The sequence below is a fragment of the Bradyrhizobium sp. 956_D2_N1_4 genome, assembly GCF_052076025.1.
GTDB lineage: Bacteria > Pseudomonadota > Alphaproteobacteria > Rhizobiales > Xanthobacteraceae > Bradyrhizobium > Bradyrhizobium barranii.
The window spans coordinates 1,960,891-1,977,292 of sequence record NZ_CP197237.1; the positions used below are offsets into that span (position 1 = coordinate 1,960,891).

Here is a 16,402-nt window from a genome sequence, read left to right on the forward strand (position 1 = left end):
CGGTTGGTGACCAATACCTTGCGCACACCGTACGACGGCGTCGTGATTGCGGCGCCCGTCACGATTCCCTATGCGCGCTACTCCATCGAGAGTGCGCAGTGGTGGATCGGCCGGGCACTGAGTACGCTCGTTGCGCAGGCCGGCATCAAGGCTTCCGACATCGACGGTCTGTGCGTCTCCAGCTTCACCATGGGCACCGACAGCGGGATCGGGTTGACGCAGCATTTCGGGCTCTGCGTGCGTTGGCTGGATACGATTCCGCTCGGTGGCGCCAGCGCCATCGCAGGCTTGCGAAAAGCGGCGCGCGCGGTTCAGGCGCGCGACGCCGACATCGTGGCGTGCATCGCCGGCGATACCAACCACGTCGATTCCTTCCGGCTGACGCTGGAGAACTTCTCGCGCTTCAACCAGGATGCCGTCTATCCCTATGGCGCCGGTGGCGCCAATGCGAGCTTCGCGCTGATCGCCCGCAACTACATGCGGAGCTTCGGCGTCACGCGTGAGGATGTCGGCAGGATCGCCGTCGCCCAGCGCGCCAATGCCCTGCGCAACCCGCATGCGCTGATGAAGACGCCGCTGACGATGGAGCAATATCTGGCGGCCCGGCCGATCTCCGATCCCATCCATCTCTTCGACTGCGTGATGCCATGCGCCGGCGCCGAAGCCTTCCTGGTGATGCGGGACGAGACCGCGGCTTCGCTCGGGCTGACGGCAGCACGGCTGCTTTCGACGATCGAGCGGCACAATGCCTTTGCCGACGATCCGATGCAGGTCCGCGGCGGCTGGGCAATGGACGTCGGCGAGCTCTACGCGATGGCCGGCGTGAGGCCCGACGATCTCGATATCGTACAGACCTATGACGACTACCCCGTCATCACGATGATGCAGTTCGAGGACCTCGGATTCTGCAACAAGGGGGAGGGGGCCGAGTTCGTGCGCCAGCACGATCTCACCATCGACGGCGACTTTCCGCACAACACGTCGGGCGGACAGCTCTCGGCCGGACAGGCCGGCGCCGCCGGCGCCTATCTCGGTCTCGTCGAGGGACTTCGACAGGTTCTGGGGACTGCAGGCCCCACGCAGGTCGAGAACGCGAGCCTCGCCTTGGCCTCGGGGTTCGGTATGATCAACTATGACCGTGGTCTCGCCTCGGGCGCCGCGATCTTTGCAGGGTCGTCGCGATGATAGAGCCGATCAAGCCGCCCCGGCGCAAGGACCCGCTGCTGCGGACGCGGCTGCCTGCTTCGCCGCCGCGACCGCGCAGCAGGACGTCGCATGGGTTTACGCGGGCAGCCGCCGAGGGCCGCTTCATGCTGCAACGCTGTGACGCCTGCGGTTCTTTTGCTTATCCGGCGCGGGAGGCCTGCCCGTCTTGCCTGTCGGCCGGCCTTGCCTTCGTCGATGCGCCACGACGCGGTGTTCTTCTTGCCGAAACGACTGCGCGCGTGCCGAGCGATGTCTATTTTCGCGAGCGGGCGCCCTGGCGCATCGGCCTCGTGAAGATGGAATGCGGTCCGACGATTGTGACGCACCTCCATGCCGACTGCGTGGAGGGGGCACCGGTCCGCATGTCGTTTCAACTCGACAAGAGCGGTCAGGCAGTGGCCTTTGCCCATCCCGAGGGGGAGACTCCCAACATGGCAGACGACAAGCAATGGCGGGAAATGACGGCCGATCCGAAATTCCGGCGCGTGCTGGTCACCAACGGTCGGAGCGTGATCGGTCAGGAGGCCGTCGCCGCCTTGAAGGCTGCAGGCGCCAAGACGGTGTTCGTCGGCATTGCCGAACCGTGGCGGCCTTTCGCCGGCGAGCAGCTGCTGCGCGGCCAGGACGGAGTCGAGATCGTGACTCTTGACGCGGCCGACGAGAAATCTGCGGCGGATCTCGCGGCCGACATCGGCGGCAAGGTCGATATCCTCGTCAACACGACGGAATATGTGCGGCCGGGAGGCCTGCTCGACCGCAGGGGCACGAGCATCGCGCGCGACGAGATCGACCAAGCCTATCTCGGCTTCATCAACCTCGCACAGGCCTTCGGCCCTGCCATGCGGATGCGGGGTGCCGATGGCATCAACAACAGTGCCGCGTGGGTCAACATTCTCTCGGTCCATGCGCTGGCGAACTGGCCTGCCTTTGGCGCCTACTCGGCCTCGCAAGCGGCGTGCCTCTCGCTCTCGCACTGCCTCCGCGCCGAGCTCAGGCCCGGCGGCGTCAGGGTGATGAATCTGTTCACCGGGCCCGTCGACACCGAGTGGTTCCAGACCGTACCGCCGCCGAAGGTCGCGCCGCGCGCAATCGCGCAGGCGATCGTGTCGGGTCTCAAAGGCGGGCTCGAGGAGATGTATGTGGGAGATGTCGCCGAAGAGATCCGGCAACGTCTCGCGGCCAATCCGAAAGCGCTCGAGCGCGAGCTCGACAGGTGACATCGGGATTTCAACCAAGCCGGAGGACGTGACGATGCAGAGCAACAATCTCCTGGAGCTGGCGGGTGCGGTTTCTTCCGGCGCGGTGCGCGTCGTCGATCTAACGTTTACGCTCAGTCCGGATTTTCCGGTCATCGTGCTGCCGCCGGAGTTCGGCCAGGCCGCGCCGGTCCGTATCCAGGAAATCTCGCGTTATGACGGTCGCGGTCCGGCCTGGTACTGGAACAACGTCACGTTTGGCGAACACACCGGCACGCATTTCGACGCGCCGATTCACTGGTTCACGGGCAAGAACCTGCCGAACAATGCCGTCGACACGATGCCGACCAAGGACATGATCGCGCCGGCCTGCGTGATCGACTGCTCCGCGCAGGCGGCGCAGGATCCCGATTTCCTGCTGACGGTCCCGCTCGTCGAGGCCTGGGAAGCAAAGCACGGCCGGATCCCCGAGCGGAACTGGGTGCTGCTCAGGACCGACTGGTCGAAGAAGGGCTGGCGCGACTACTCCAATCTCAGGGATGACGGCGCACATACGCCCGGCCCCAACGCGGCCGTCATGAAGTGGCTGGTGGAGGAGCGCGGCGTCATCGGGTTCGGCACCGAGACCATCGGTACGGATGCGGGCCAGGCCGGTCATTTCGAGCCGCCTTATCCAGCGCATCATTTCCTGCACGGCGCCGGACGCTACGGCCTGCAATGCCTGTGCAACCTGGATCAGCTTCCACCCACCGGGGCGGTCATCGTGGCCTCGCCGCTGAAGATCCAGAACGGCTCCGGCAGTCCGCTTCGCGTCATCGCGCTGGTTGCGTCAACCTGAATCCAATCCATGGCGCTTGCCAATCGGAACAAGACATCCTCACGAAAGACAGGTGCCATGAACTTGATCAAGAGCCTGCTGGCTTCCACCGCATTGCTTCTCGCCGTCCCGCAACTTGCGCAGGCCGAGATCCTCGTCGGCTTCGTCACCGGTCTCAGCGGGCCGGTATCCTCGATCGGCATCCCGAATGCGAAGGGCATCGCCGCGGGAGAGGCCTATGTCGGTGAGATCAGCGGCGAGAAGGTCCGCGTCATCCAACTCGACGACGCTTCCGATGCCACCGCCTCGGCGCGCAACGCGCGCAAGCTCGTCGAGCAGGAGAAGGTCGATATCCTGATCGGAACGTCGGGCGCGCCGCAGACCCTGGCGATGGCGACCGCCGCGATCGAGATGAAAGTGCCGATGATCGCGGTGTCACCGATCGCGCCGGTGCCGCCGGGCGACGGCGGCCCCTGGGTCGTCCAGACGCCGCAGCCGACGCCGCTTCTCGTGCAAGGCATCGTCGATCACATGAAGACGAAGGGCCTGAAGACCGTCGCGTTCATCGGCTTCTCCGATGCGTTCGGCGACCTCATGTACAACTCGCTCGAGCAGAGTGTGAAGACGACCGACATCAAGATCATTGCCAACGAACGCTACGCCAGATCGGATTCTTCGGTGACGGCTCAGGTGCTGCGTGCACTCGCCGCACGTCCCGACGCGATCATGCTCGGCGGCACTGGAACGCCCGGCGCGTTGCCGGTCATCGCCTTGTCCGAGCGGGGATATAAAGGGCCGCTATACGGCAATCATGGGCTGATCAGCGCCGATTTCCTGCGTCTCGCCGGCAAGGCCGCCAACGGCATCATCTGCCCGACTGGACCCGTGACCGCGGCGGAGCAACTTCCGTCGAGCAATCCGATCCAGAAGGTGGCCCTGGATTTCCGCACTGCCTTCGAGAAGGCGAACGGCGAGGCGCCGACGGATTCATTCTCGTCCTATTCCTTCGACGGCTGGCTCGTGTTCGCCGATGCCGCCAAGCGCGCGATGGCAACCGGTGCCAAGTCGGGTTCGCCGGAATTCCGCACCGCGCTTCGTCAGGCGCTGTTCACGACCAAGGAGGTCGTCGGGACGCAGGGCGTCTACACCTATACACCGGCGGATCGGCATGGCGTCGACGATCGCTCGCGCGTCATGGTCCAGATTGAGAACGGCAAATACAAGCTGTTGCCCTGAGACGGGAGCATGATCGTGACGGAGAACGCGCCGGTGAACGTCAGCGACGCGGTCGGCCGGGGGAACGTGACGCCGGCCTGGGCGTGTGCAGTGACGTTGTTTCCGGCGTCGGACCGCATCCTCTCAACGATCCTCACCCGGCAGGCCGAGCGCTACGGCGAGCGCGTGCTCCTCGTCGCCGGTGAGACGCGCTGGAGCTTTGGGCAGACCGCGGCGATCGCGGCCGCGTCGGCCCAGGCGCTCGTCGACGCCGGGATCAGGCCGGGCGATCGGGTCGCGCTGATGTGTTCGAACCGTCCGGAGTTCCTGCAGGTCTATCTCGGCTGCGCGTGGCTTGGTGCCATCGCGGTCCCGATCAATACCGCGCTGCGCGGCTTCCAGCTCTCCCACATCTTCCGCAACTCGCGTCCCGCGCTCCTTGTCGTCGAGACTCAGTTCGTCGACGCGATCGAGAGCGTCGAGGCGGGTGTTGAACTGCCACCCCGCACCTGGATCGTCGGAGCTGCCGCCGGTGCAGTCGATGCCCGGCTTTCCGCCGTACCGTTGCCGGCGCTGGGAGCCGCGGCCCCGGCGGGTGCCGTGCGTCCCGGCGACACCGTTGCGATCCTCTACACCTCGGGCACGACGGGGCCAGCGAAGGGTGTGTGCTGTCCGCAGGCGCAGCTGTTCTGGTGGGGCATTTATTCGGCGCGAGCGCTCGGCATCCGCGAGGGCGATGTGCTGTTCACGACACTGCCGCTGTTTCACACCAACGCGCTCAACGCGTTCTATCAGGCGCTCCTGAACGGCTGCACCTACGTGCTGGAGCCGAAATTCTCCGCGTCCGGATTCTGGGCGGCCGCGCAACGGCGCAATGCGACGGTCGGCTATCTGCTCGGCGCGATGGCGTCGATGCTGCTGGCGCAGCCGACGAATGCGAACGACAAGGCGCATCGTCTTCGCGTCGCGCTTGGCGGCGGCGTGCCGCCGCAAATCCACGGTCCGTTCCTTCAGCGGTTTGGCGTGCCGCTGGTCGACGGCTACGGGTCGACCGAGACGAACTTCGTGTTCGCGGGCACGATCCCGTCGGATCGTCCGGGAACGATGGGCTATCTGGCCTACGGAATCGAGGCGCGGATCGTCGATGAGAATGATTCAGCGCTTCCTGACGGGCAGGCCGGCGAGCTCGTGCTTCGCGCGGGAGAACCCTTTGCCTTTGCCACCGGCTATTTCGGCATGCCGGAGAAGACGGTCGAGGCCTGGCGCAATCTGTGGTTCCATTCGGGCGATCGGGTCGTTCGGGATGCTGACGGACATTATCGCTTCATCGACCGCATGAAGGATTCGATACGCAGGCGCGGCGAGAACGTATCCTCATGGGAGGTCGAGCAGACCATCCAGTCCCATCCCGCGGTCGCCGCCTGCGCGATCTACCCGCTGCCGTCGGAGCTGGGCGAGGACGAGGTTGCGGCTGCGATCCTGCTCGAACCGGGCCAATCGCTGGAGCCCGTCGATATCGTCAGGCACTGCGAAGGCCAGATCGCCTATTTCGCCATCCCGCGCTATGTGCGCATTCTGGGCCAGATGCCGTTGACTGAGAACGGCAAGATCAAGAAGGGCGTGCTGCGCGAGGCGGGCATCACCACGGATACCTGGGATCGCGAGGCGGCCGGAGTGAAGGTGCGGCGCTGACTGTCGGTCCGCTCAGGGTTTTTGCAGGGCGTCCCTGACGGCACCCTTGAGGTCGTCGAGCTCGCCGATCAATCCGTCGAACCGGTCCGCCGGGAAATCCGCCAGCAGCTCGGCAAGCCACGCGCCGTGGCTCTTTGCCATCCGTCTGAAGGTCTTGCGGCCTTCGACCGTCATGCAGACAATTTGCACGCGGCGGTCGAGGTTCGAGGGCGTGCGCGTGATGTATCCGTCCTCAACCAGGCGGTCCACGATCGGCGTGAGGTTCCCGGCCGAGACCATCAGGCGCTTGGGCAATTCTCCCAGCACAAGCCCGCTCGGTTCGCGGTCGAGCTGGGCCAGAACATCGAAGCGGGGCATCGTGAAATCGAACTCTTCGCGAAACCGGCGCCGCAACTCGCCTTCGATCAGGGTCGTGCAGGCGAGCAGCCGGAGCCAGACCCGCGTTTGAGCCCTGTACTCGGCGTCCTGATCCGCCCCATTCTTTGAAACAGGCGTGGACTCCTTCGCGAGTGCCAATCGAATCTCCCGGGCTTGGTGGCCTGACGAAAGCCGGCGCAGCTGTCGTGGTCATTGGCAAGATAGTTCGTGCCAAAAGTAAATTCAAGGCTGCGCCCGAGCGGCGCGGAATCGGCGCTGCCGTGTGTCCAATTTACACTGAATCTCCAGATCGACGCCGCGGAGACCAGCCCGTGGGCCGGGTCTTTGCAGAACCGCCTTGACAAGACGCGCGCCGAGGAAATATTTTATGCTTAAAATAATTTGGGTGAAAGCTCGGCACACGGCGCGACGCGCGAAAGCGAGGGATCATGCGCATAGTCTGTATCGGCGGCGGCCCGGCCGGTCTCTATCTGGGCCTGCTGATGAAGCGCCGGCACCCGGAGCATGTCATCACGGTCGTCGAGCGCAACAAGCCCTACGACACGTTCGGCTGGGGCGTCGTGTTCTCGGATGCCATGATGTCCGCGATGCGCCTTGCCGACCCCGAGAGCGCGGCCGAGATCGAGGACGCCTTCAATCACTGGGACGACATCGAGCTCGTCTTCAAGGGGACGCGCCAGCGCACGACGGGCCATGGCTTCATCGGTATCGGGCGCAAGCATCTGCTCAATATTCTTCAGCGGCGCTGTGAAGCGCTGGGTGTCGAGCTCGTCTTCGAGCGCGAGGTCGAATCCGATCTCGAATACCCCGACGCCGACCTGATCGTCGCCTGTGACGGCGTCAATTCCAGGATCCGCGCTCGCTATGCCGAGCAATTCCAGCCCGACATGGTGATCCGGCCCAACCGCTTCATCTGGCTCGGCACCAAGAAGGCGTTCGACGCCTTTACATTTGATTTTCAGAAGACCGAGCACGGCTGGTTCCAGGCGCACATCTACAAGTTTGATGCGGAGACCTCGACCTTCATCGTCGAGACCACGGAAGAAGCCTACAACGCCCACGGGCTTGGCGAGCTCGATCAGCAGGCCTCGATCGAGTTCTGCGAAAAAATCTTCGCCGAGACGCTCGATGGCGCGAAGCTCCTGACCAATGCGCGCCATCTGCGCGGCTCGGCCTGGCTCAATTTCAGCCGCCTGATCTGCGGCAAATGGAGCGTGTTCAACGGCAAGTCTCATGTCGTGCTGATGGGGGACGCCGCGCACACCGCACATTTCGCCATCGGATCGGGCACCAAGCTCGCGCTCGACGACGCCATCGAGCTCGCCAACCAGTTCGATCGCCATGGCCACGGTCGCGCCGGCATCGAAACCGTGCTGGACGCGTACGAGGAGGTGCGCCGCGTCGACGTGGCGCGCATCCAGAATGCGGCGCGCAACGCCATGGAATGGTTCGAGGTGGTCGGCCACCGCTATGCCGATACGCTCGAGCCGCCGCAATTCTTCTATTCGATGCTGACGCGCTCGCAGCGCATCAGCCACGAAAACCTTCGCCTGCGCGACCGCTCCTGGCTGGAAGGCTTTGAGCGCTGGTTCGCCGAACGCTCAGGGATCGCGGTCAAGGACGGCGAGCGGGTGCCGCCACCGATGCTGACGCCACACCGCGTGCGCGGCCTTTCGCTTGCGAACCGCATCATGGTTTCGCCGATGGCGATGTACTCGGCGCAGAACGGACTCATCGACGACTTCCACATCGCCCATCTCGGCGCGCGCGCCATGGGCGGCGCCGCGCTGGTCTTCGCCGAGATGACCTGCGTCTCGCCCGATGCGCGGATCACGCCGGGCTGCCTCGGGCTCTGGAACGATGCACAGGCGGCGCAGTGGCGCCGCTTGGTCGAGCTCGTCCATGGCGTCGGGCATGCCAAGGTGGGGATTCAGCTCGGCCACGCCGGCCGCAAGGGTGCGACCAGGGTGCCCTGGGAAGGGATCGATCAACCCCTTGAATCCGGAGACTGGCCGCTGATCTCCGCGTCGGCGTTGCCGTATCTGCCGCACAGCCAGATGCCGCGGGCGATGGACCGCGGCGACATGGACCGCGTGCGCGACGATTTTGTCGCGGCAACACGTCGTGCCGCTGCCGCCGGCGTCGAGTGGCTCGAGCTCCATTGCGCGCACGGTTATCTGCTGTCGAGCTTCCTCTCGCCGTTGACCAACCGGCGTACGGACGAATACGGCGGCAGCCATGAAAACCGCGCGCGCTTTCCGCTGGAGGTGTTCGAGGCGATGCGCGCGGTGTGGCCGTCCGACCGGCCGATGTCGGTGCGCCTGTCCTGCCATGACTGGACCGAGGGCGGCAACATTCCGGCCGATGCGGCGATCTTCGCCGCCATGTTCAAGGAGGCAGGGGCGGACCTGATCGATTGTTCGTCGGGGCAGGTCTGGAAGGACGAGCGGCCGATCTATGGACGCCTGTTCCAGACGCCGTTCGCCGACCTGATCCGCAACGAGGTCGGCATTGAGACCATCGCAGTCGGTGCGATCTCCGAGGCCGATCACGCCAATTCGATTCTCGCGGCCGGCCGCGCCGATCTCTGCGCCATCGCGCGGCCGCATCTTGCCGACCCGGCCTGGACGCTGCACGAAGCCGCGCGCATCGGCATCACCAAGGTCGAGTGGCCGAAGCAGTATCTGTCCGCCAAGGGACAATACGAAACCAATCTGGCGCGCGCCGCGGCTGCGGCCGGGCAATGAGCGGAGGAGGGATCAGATGAGCTCCACGGCGAAAGTGATCCGACGCGAATGGCTCGACTGGCCGTTTTTCGAGCCGCGTCATCATGCGGTCGGCGAGGCGCTCGATCGCTTCGTGCAGTCGGGGGCTCTCGACACAATCGATCACACTGATGTCGATGGCGCTTGCCGCAAGCTGGTGCGCGCGATGGGCGAGGCGGGGGTGCTCGATTGCGCCGTAGCGGCGCCCGACGGCGATGCGACGACGATCGATTCCCGCTCGATCTGCCTGTCGCGGGAGTCGCTCGCCTATGCCGATGGCCTCGCCGATTTCGCCTTCGCGATGCAGGGGCTCGGCTCCGGCGCAATCGCGCTCGGCGGTTCGGCCGACCTGCGCATGGCCGTGCTGCCGAAGGTTCGCTCCGGCGAATGGCTGGCGGCCTTCGCGCTGTCCGAGAAGGAGGCCGGATCGGACGTCGCGGCGATGTCTTGCACCGCGCGCGCCGACGGCGACGACTACGTCATCGATGGCGAGAAGACCTGGATCTCCAACGGCGGTATTGCCGACGTCTACACGCTGTTTGCGCGAACGGGCGAGGCGCCCGGCGCCCGCGGCATCTCGGCCTTTGTCGTCTTCCCGGATGATGCCGGCTTCGGCATCGCCGACCGCATCGACGTCATCGCGCCGCATCCGCTGGCGACGCTGCGCTTCACCAATTGCCGGATTCCGGCGAGCCGTCGCCTCGGCGCGCCGGGCGGCGGGTTCAAGCTCGCGATGCAGACCCTCGATATCTTCCGTGCATCGGTCGCCGCCGCAGCCCTCGGCTTTGCGCGGCGCGCACTGGACGAAGCGCTGTCGCATGCGCGCAACCGGCACATGTTCGGTGCGACGCTGGGGGATCTCCAGCTGACCCAGGCCGCGCTCGGCGACATGGCGACGGAGACTGACGCCGCCGCGCTGCTGACCTACCGCGCGGCCTGGCGTCGCGACGTCCAGAAGCTTCCGACGACGCGCGAAGCTGCAATGGCGAAGCTGACGGCAACCGAGACCGCGCAGCGCGTCATCGACCGCGCCGTCCAGATGTTCGGCGGCCGCGGCGTGCGCAAGGGTGAGATCGTCGAAAGCCTCTACCGTGAAATCCGCGCGCTGCGCATCTACGAGGGCGCGACCGAGGTCCAGAAACTGATTGTCGCGCGCGATCTCCTGAAGCCGCGCTGAGAGGATCGAGAACTCCGCATGAGTACGATGTCGAAATCAGAAGCCGCCGCTACAAGCGGCCTTCAAGTGCTTCAGCCCAGTGGCTGGCCGCAGCCGAAGGGATATGCCAACGGCATCATGGCCGATGGACGTCTCGTTGTGACGGGTGGTGTCGTCGGCTGGGATATCGCGGGTCGGTTCGCCGACGGGTTTGTCGCGCAGGTTCGGCAGACGCTCGAAAACATCGTTGCGATCCTGGCGGAAGGCGGCGCCCGGCCGGACCATCTCGTGCGCCTGACATGGTATGTCGTCGACATGGATGAATACACCGCGAATCTGAGGGCGCTCGGCAAGGCCTATCGCGAGGTGGTTGGCACCCACTACCCCAGCATGGCGCTCGTGCAGGTGGTGCGCCTCGTCGAGCCATCGGCGCGCGTCGAGATCGAAGCGACTGCCGTCGTCCCGCGCTGACGAGGGAGTGCGCGAAGGTGCTGCCGCCCATCGCGCGGGCTCATGGGCCGCTACGCGACCGGAATGAACGCATATCCTTTCGCGTCTTCGACCACTCTGCCGATGCCTGGTCGACCTAGATGAGCGCCGGCCAGCCACGTCTGCGCATTTGCTGCGTCCTGGAGCAGCCTGATCCGGCTGGCCCTCGCCACGGCTTCGTCATCGTCATAGGCCCAGGTAAGCTCGGGACGAGAAAACTGTGCGGCGGGAACGTGGATAAGGTCGCCGCAGAACAAGACATTGTCCTCGTCAGTGTTGAGGAGATAACCCATATGGCCCCGAGCGTGCCCAGGTATATCCACCGCCAGTAAATGATCGGCCAGCCGATCTCCTCCGTTAATGGGGGCAAGGAGCGAACGAAACTGCTCCAGCACGGGCTCGGCAAGAAACTCCCCGACGGCGTCTTCCCCAATCACGATCTTCCTCAGGCCATCAAACGCTCGTCGACCGTCAGGCATCAGGAGACCATTGATGTGGTCGCCATGAGCATGGGTGAGGGCGATCATCGTGATCGATGACGTGTCGATGCCTGCCTCCGCAATCGCCTCCGCGAGATGTCCCATGGACGGGTCCCAGCTCGCGCCCGCTCCACAATCGATCAAGACGCGATCCATGCCAGAGCGATCGAATAGGAAGCAGTTGACCGACAATCGAACCAGCGAAGCGTCCCGCTGAGGCGGTTCGGTCTGCCTGCCTACTTTGTCGTTTGGATATTTGAGGGCCTCGGCGGGCAGGTCGACATATCCATCAGAGAGTGACCAAATCCTCCATGATCCCGAAGCGCAGCCCAAGGTGTTGGCGCTTTGTGACAGAGCTTTCACGGACAACCTGACAAGCGTTTGATTCACTCTCTCAAAACGACAAAGAAGCCGTCAGAGCTTCGAAGTCATCACTTTCTGAGCGATCTTCCAGGTTCCGTCGACCCTCAAGCACGACAACATGTCGGTGAAGTAGCGCGGCGGAATTTGCAATTTCAGCTTCAAAAGCGCGAGCTCTCCCTCAACGTCAATTGAGAGGATCCGATCTTGGCGCTCCAGGCCCTGTTGCTTCGGAGCTTTCAAATTGCGGACAGCTGCCAGCCACGTCGCAATTGGCGTCACGCTCACGTTGCCATCGTCGCCGACCTTGGTCACGGAACTCGAGGGATGGAATATAGACGCGAATTTGTCGGCATCCATTTCATAGGCACTGTCGAAATAGGTCTGCGCCAGGGAGCGCAAGGCACGAGCATCGGTATCCATAGGCCTGTTATCCATAACGTTTGGAACGGGAAGAAACTGCGCGTGGCTGGAAAGCCTGGTCTCCGGCCGAAACCTGCAGAATGTTGCCTCAAGTCTTCCTTGCTGACCGAACCTAGGACAAAGTAGCTTATGAGGATAGGCATGTTGAACAACATGGAGTTATGAGGAATATTCATAAATCATGAGAAACGAACTGAACGAACTCGCTACGTTTGCAATCGTCGCCAGAGAACGGAGCTTTACGTGGGCTGCGGCAAAGATCGGTGTGTCTCAGTCTGCCCTGAGCCACACAATCCGGGGACTTGAGCAACGGCTCGAGCTGCAGCTTCTTGCTCGAACGACCAAGAGCGTCGCACCAACCGCCGCGGGGGCAGCTCTCTTGAAGGAATTGTCTCCGGCACTCGAGCAGATTGCTCGTGCCATCAACGAAGCCCGAAACGTTCGGCACCGGCCTGCAGGGCGCCTTCGGATTGTAATGTCCCGGTCGGCTGCCGTGATGGTATTGTTGCCGCGGCTCACGGCGTTCGCGGAAGCCTACCCCGATATCGTTCTTGACGTTGTTACCGTCACTGGCCCCGTCGACCTCGTTGCGGGTGAGTTCGACGCCGGTATTCAACTTGGCGAGTACATTCAGAAAGACATGATCGCGGTGCGGGTCACCCAGGAGTTGCGATTGGCGGTGGTCGGATCGCCCAGCTATTTTTCATCACGAAGCATCCCCCGGAAACCCAAGGATCTAAATGACCATCGATGCATAAGCCTGCGTCTTCCGGGCGGCCATACAGGTGGGAATTCGAGAAAGGACGAAAGGCGGTCACGATCGGCGTGAATGGCCCGCTCATCATCGATGACACCCACCTGGTGATTCAGGCGGCACTCGCTGGCGCCGGCCTGGGACTCGCATTCGAAGAGCAGGTCGCGGAGCATGTTGCGAAACGTCGCCTTGTTCGTGTGCTCGAGGATTGGACGCCGCCAATTCCCGGGTTCTTCATGTATTACCCCAGTCGTCAGCATCAGCCGGCTGCGCTGTCTGCGCTAACGAACGCGCTGCGAGCCTCTTAACCATAATTCGACGCGACGAACTGTATAGTGGCGTAGATGCCGGCATGCGCGGCGTCGACGCAGGGAAGCCTGACGTCAATGCGGGCAAGCGAGCTGGCGTCAACGACCGTCGTGCTCTTTCAGGAGGCTTGCCTCGGGCTTTTGCGGTGGCTTAGGTACCGAACGGCCAATTTGATGAAATTGCGCACGACCATCGACGTCTCATCCTCTCGGAATACCAGAAACACATCGGCCGAGGGTGGCGAGGGTCTGATGGGCCGGAATACAATGTCGGCTGTCGTGAAGCGCGCAATGGACTGGGGCACCAGTGCCACGCCGAAGCCCGCCACGATCAGGCTCGGAATCGACTGGGCGTCGACGACCTGCTGGGATACCCGCGGCAAAAAGCCGGCATCGACGCAGCATTTCTGGATGTAGCGTGCGAACTCCGAGCTATTGGGGTCGAGGACGATGTGATCCTCCGATGCTAGTTCGCTAAGCGCAACCCGCTTGCGCCCGGCCAACGGGTGCGCGTGCGGCAGTGCGAGGACCACCTCTTCCCGCCAAGCAAGCTTGCTGGTCAGGCCGTGTTCGGTCGGAACGCTGCGAATGAGACAAATGTTGGTCGTGCGGTTGAGGAGTGCTGCGATCTGCAGTGCAGGCGCCTGCTCATGCACCGTGGTTTTCACCGACGGAGCAACCTTTCGGTAGGCGGCAAGCAGTTCCGCCAGCCGACCGCGCAGGATGGAGCCGGTTGCACCAACGTCAAGCGTGCCGATAAGGCCAGCGCCGATCGACTGAACTTCGTCTTCCGCGAGCTTGATTTGCTGGAGAATGGCGCGACCTCGGCCCAGCAGGGCTTCGCCGGCCTTAGTCAGTTCGACCCTGCGGCTGGTCCTGTGGAGAAGCTGCGTCTTGAGCTCGGCCTCCAGCGTCTGGATGTGCTGGCTCAGCGGTGGTTGGGAAAGGTTCAGTCGCCGAGCGGCGAGGGTGAAACTGCGTTCTTCGGCGACGGCGATGAAATATCGGAGCTGGCGGAGATCCATTTGGAAAACCTATCAATCGTGTCGTTCTATATATTGGACTTGAGATCCGCGATGGTCAACGAATGCCCGACGGAGCCCTCTGCGAGCCGGGCGCGGTCCGCGATCACGGCAAGCGCGCTCCTTTGTGCGTACGACGACACGTCACCACCAAACAACAAGATAGGCGGAGGCCTGAAGGCCCACCAAGCCGCGCCAGCCGAAGACCAGCCAAGCGAGGAAAAGCCGTGCCCAAGATCTTCAAGTCACTCTTCTTCCAGGTCGTCATTGCGCTCATGCTGGGCATCGCCCTCGGCATGGCTAATCCCGACCTCGCCCTTCAGATGAAGCCGCTCGGCGACGGCTTCATCAAGCTGATGAAGATGCTGGTGCCTGTGATCGTGTTCTGCGTCGTCGTGCACGGTATCGCCGCGGCGGGAGACCTGTCGAAGGTTGGAAGGGTTGGCATCCGCTCTCTCCTGTATTTCGAGATGGTCACCACCGTCGCACTGGTGTTCGGCATTGGGCTTGCCTACTATTTCGAGCCGGGCGCAGGAATGAACATCGACCCGAAGACCCTCGACGCCAAGGCCCTTAGCGGGTTCAGCCAAACCGCGGTTCAGGTCGCGGGAGGCGGCGTCTCCGAATTCCTGATGAAGCTCATCCCCTCGACGATTGTGGGGGCCTTCAGCTCCGGCGACGTCCTGCAGGTGCTGATCGTCTCGATCATGTTCGGCTGCGCCGTGTCCTTGTGCGGCGAGCGAGCGAAGCCGGTCGTCGAGTTCATCGAGCGCGTGAACGAGATCATCTTCAAGATGATGAATTTCGTCGTCCGGCTCGCGCCGATCGGCGTCTTCGGTGCCATCGCCTTCACGGTCGGGAAGTACGGCGTTGGTTCGCTCAAGCAACTCGGCGGGCTCGTCGGCCTGTTCTATCTGGCCGTGGTCCTGTTTGTGATCGTGGTGCTTGGCGCAATCATGCGACTGTCCGGCTTCAGCCTGTTCAAGTTGCTCGCCTACTTGCGCGAAGAGTTGATGGTCGTTCTCGGCACCGCCGCAGGCGACAGCGTTCTGCCGCAAACCATGCGAAAGCTCGAGCAGCTCGGCATCAAGCGGTCGACGGTTGGTCTGGTGATACCGACCGGATACTCGTTCAATCTGGACGCGTTCTCCATCTACTTGACCCTGGCCGCAGTCTTCATTGCACAGGCGACCAACACGCCGCTTGCGACAGGCGATCTCCTGGCGATTCTTGGCATCGCGTTGCTCACCTCGAAGGGCGCGCACGGCGTTCCGGGATCAGCCATCGTCGTGCTCGCCGCGACGCTTGCCGCTATCCCGGCTATTCCGGCGATCGGCCTTGTGCTCATCCTGTCGGTCGACTGGTTCATCTGCATTGCCCGCGCCCTCGGCAATTATGTCGGAAACTGCGTTGCCACCGTCGTCGTCGCGTCCTGGGAAGGCGACATCGACAGGGCAAAGGCGCATCGTATCCTGAACGGCGAGATTAATCCCTCAAGTGAGGCGCTGGTCGATGCCGTCGGCGGAGATGAGCCCGTCCCGAGTGCACAGACGGCGTGAAGCGCGAGTGTTGGTTGGAATATGGCGATGCTGACGCTTTCGATTGAGCCTCTAACGAGGAAGGCATTTGCGCCGTTTGGCGATGTCGTCGATACGGATGGGTTGACGCCCCTGCCGATCAACGAAGGCTTTGCCCGGCGCTTCAACGATCTCGCCACGATCGACGTCACCGCGCAAGGCGGACAGATCAACATCAGTTGGTTTGTCGCCTCCACCCGGCCTGCGCCGATCGCGATCCGGTTGATGGAGCGCCATCCGCTTGGAAGTCAATTGTTCATGCCCTTGAACCGCAAGGACTGGTTGATCGTCGTCTGCACGAATCCGCATATCGCCTCGACTTATCGGGCCTTCGCTGCAACGGGACACCAGGGCGTAAACTATGCCCGCAACTGCTGGCACCATCCGCTGCTTGTTCTGGAAGACTCCAGTCCGTTCTTCGTCGTCGACCGGAAGGGCGGGGGCGACAATCTTGAGGAATATTGGCTGGAAGAGGTGATGCAGCTCGATCTTGCGCCGGACAGCATTCTCGGAAAATGACGCGCGGCAAGCAGAGCCGCGCAACGACACACCACACGGGAAACCT

Annotated in this window: 14 protein-coding genes and 1 pseudogene; 11 read left to right on the plus strand and 4 right to left on the minus strand. The window is 63.4% G+C overall.

Annotated elements, in window-relative coordinates:
• Positions 1 to 6 precede the first annotated feature (6 nt).
• From AB7535_RS08785 to AB7535_RS08805, 5 genes are read left to right on the plus strand one after another with little or no spacing between them, the layout of a single operon-like run.
• On the plus strand, positions 7 to 1,185 hold the full coding sequence (locus AB7535_RS08785) for a thiolase family protein (protein WP_085404221.1): 1,179 nt from the start codon (positions 7 to 9) through the stop codon (positions 1,183 to 1,185).
• Complete coding sequence (locus tag AB7535_RS08790) at positions 1,182 to 2,423, plus strand: SDR family NAD(P)-dependent oxidoreductase (protein WP_085404199.1); 1,242 nt, start codon at positions 1,182 to 1,184, stop codon at positions 2,421 to 2,423. Before AB7535_RS08785 ends, AB7535_RS08790 begins: the two co-directional genes overlap by 4 nt.
• 34 nt (positions 2,424 to 2,457) lie before the next feature.
• Complete coding sequence (locus AB7535_RS08795) at positions 2,458 to 3,240, plus strand: cyclase family protein (protein WP_085404198.1); 783 nt, start codon at positions 2,458 to 2,460, stop codon at positions 3,238 to 3,240.
• Positions 3,241 to 3,297: 57 nt separating this feature from the next.
• Complete coding sequence (locus AB7535_RS08800) at positions 3,298 to 4,455, plus strand: ABC transporter substrate-binding protein (protein ID WP_085404220.1); 1,158 nt, start codon at positions 3,298 to 3,300, stop codon at positions 4,453 to 4,455.
• A gap of 9 nt (positions 4,456 to 4,464) precedes the next feature.
• Positions 4,465 to 6,126, plus strand: a complete 1,662-nt coding sequence (locus AB7535_RS08805; RefSeq protein ID WP_085404197.1) for an ATP-dependent acyl-CoA ligase — start codon at positions 4,465 to 4,467, stop codon at positions 6,124 to 6,126.
• A 12-nt stretch (positions 6,127 to 6,138) separates the two neighbouring features.
• Here the strand turns inward: AB7535_RS08805 and AB7535_RS08810 are convergent, their stop codons facing one another.
• Positions 6,139 to 6,642 carry a MarR family winged helix-turn-helix transcriptional regulator gene (locus tag AB7535_RS08810; protein ID WP_028149405.1) on the minus strand — a complete coding sequence of 168 codons (504 nt, stop codon included), beginning with the start codon at positions 6,640 to 6,642 and terminating at the stop codon, positions 6,139 to 6,141.
• 290 nt (positions 6,643 to 6,932) lie between these two features.
• Here AB7535_RS08810 and AB7535_RS08815 point away from each other — a divergent pair, with 290 nt between their 5' ends.
• Genes AB7535_RS08815 through AB7535_RS08825 form a run of 3 tightly spaced genes read left to right on the plus strand, consistent with a single transcriptional unit; the run spans position 6,933 to position 10,896 of the window.
• A complete protein-coding gene (locus AB7535_RS08815) occupies positions 6,933 to 9,251 on the plus strand; it encodes a bifunctional salicylyl-CoA 5-hydroxylase/oxidoreductase (RefSeq protein WP_085404196.1) in 2,319 nt (772 codons plus the stop codon).
• Between the two features lie 16 nt (positions 9,252 to 9,267).
• Positions 9,268 to 10,446, plus strand: a complete 1,179-nt coding sequence (locus AB7535_RS08820) for an acyl-CoA dehydrogenase family protein (RefSeq protein ID WP_085404195.1) — start codon at positions 9,268 to 9,270, stop codon at positions 10,444 to 10,446.
• 18 nt (positions 10,447 to 10,464) lie between these two features.
• Positions 10,465 to 10,896 (plus strand): RidA family protein, encoded by a 432-nt coding sequence (locus AB7535_RS08825; RefSeq protein WP_085404194.1) that lies wholly within the window; start codon positions 10,465 to 10,467, stop codon positions 10,894 to 10,896.
• Positions 10,897 to 10,946: 50 nt separating this feature from the next.
• Here AB7535_RS08825 and AB7535_RS08830 read toward each other — a convergent pair whose 3' ends face one another.
• Together AB7535_RS08830 and AB7535_RS08835 are read right to left on the minus strand one after the other, a co-directional pair.
• A complete protein-coding gene (locus tag AB7535_RS08830; RefSeq protein ID WP_354114254.1) occupies positions 10,947 to 11,783 on the minus strand; it encodes an MBL fold metallo-hydrolase in 837 nt (278 codons plus the stop codon).
• Between the two features lie 24 nt (positions 11,784 to 11,807).
• Entirely contained in the window at positions 11,808 to 12,176 is a 369-nt protein-coding gene (locus tag AB7535_RS08835) for a nuclear transport factor 2 family protein (RefSeq protein ID WP_085404219.1), read from the minus strand.
• Between the two features lie 181 nt (positions 12,177 to 12,357).
• Here AB7535_RS08835 and AB7535_RS08840 point away from each other — a divergent pair.
• Positions 12,358 to 13,238: pseudogene (locus AB7535_RS08840) on the plus strand (LysR substrate-binding domain-containing protein).
• A 119-nt stretch (positions 13,239 to 13,357) separates the two neighbouring features.
• Here the strand turns inward: AB7535_RS08840 and AB7535_RS08845 are convergent.
• Positions 13,358 to 14,263 carry a LysR substrate-binding domain-containing protein gene (locus AB7535_RS08845; protein WP_063984203.1) on the minus strand — a complete coding sequence of 302 codons (906 nt, stop codon included), beginning with the start codon at positions 14,261 to 14,263 and terminating at the stop codon, positions 13,358 to 13,360.
• A 224-nt stretch (positions 14,264 to 14,487) separates the two neighbouring features.
• Between AB7535_RS08845 and dctA the strand changes: the two genes are divergently transcribed.
• Positions 14,488 to 15,819, plus strand: a complete 1,332-nt coding sequence (gene dctA / locus AB7535_RS08850) for a C4-dicarboxylate transporter DctA (protein ID WP_439037273.1) — start codon at positions 14,488 to 14,490, stop codon at positions 15,817 to 15,819.
• A gap of 21 nt (positions 15,820 to 15,840) precedes the next feature.
• Positions 15,841 to 16,356 (plus strand): ureidoglycolate lyase, encoded by a 516-nt coding sequence (locus AB7535_RS08855; RefSeq protein WP_354114255.1) that lies wholly within the window; start codon positions 15,841 to 15,843, stop codon positions 16,354 to 16,356.
• Positions 16,357 to 16,402 lie beyond the last annotated feature (46 nt).

Bases quoted from the DNA above. Each gene is read 5' to 3' on its own strand.
- AB7535_RS08805 (WP_085404197.1), top strand. From the start codon at position 4,465: ATGATCGTGACGGAGAACGCGCCGGTGAACGTCAGCGACGCGGTCGGC.
- AB7535_RS08795 (WP_085404198.1), top strand. From the start codon at position 2,458: ATGCAGAGCAACAATCTCCTGGAGCTGGCGGGTGCGGTTTCTTCCGGC.
- AB7535_RS08790 (WP_085404199.1), top strand. From the start codon at position 1,182: ATGATAGAGCCGATCAAGCCGCCCCGGCGCAAGGACCCGCTGCTGCGG.
- AB7535_RS08815 (WP_085404196.1), top strand. From the start codon at position 6,933: ATGCGCATAGTCTGTATCGGCGGCGGCCCGGCCGGTCTCTATCTGGGC.
- AB7535_RS08820 (WP_085404195.1), top strand. From the start codon at position 9,268: ATGAGCTCCACGGCGAAAGTGATCCGACGCGAATGGCTCGACTGGCCG.
- AB7535_RS08855 (WP_354114255.1), top strand. From the start codon at position 15,841: ATGGCGATGCTGACGCTTTCGATTGAGCCTCTAACGAGGAAGGCATTT.
- AB7535_RS08835 (WP_085404219.1), bottom strand. From the start codon at position 12,176: ATGGATACCGATGCTCGTGCCTTGCGCTCCCTGGCGCAGACCTATTTC.
- AB7535_RS08845 (WP_063984203.1), bottom strand. From the start codon at position 14,263: ATGGATCTCCGCCAGCTCCGATATTTCATCGCCGTCGCCGAAGAACGC.
- AB7535_RS08825 (WP_085404194.1), top strand. From the start codon at position 10,465: ATGAGTACGATGTCGAAATCAGAAGCCGCCGCTACAAGCGGCCTTCAA.
- AB7535_RS08800 (WP_085404220.1), top strand. From the start codon at position 3,298: ATGAACTTGATCAAGAGCCTGCTGGCTTCCACCGCATTGCTTCTCGCC.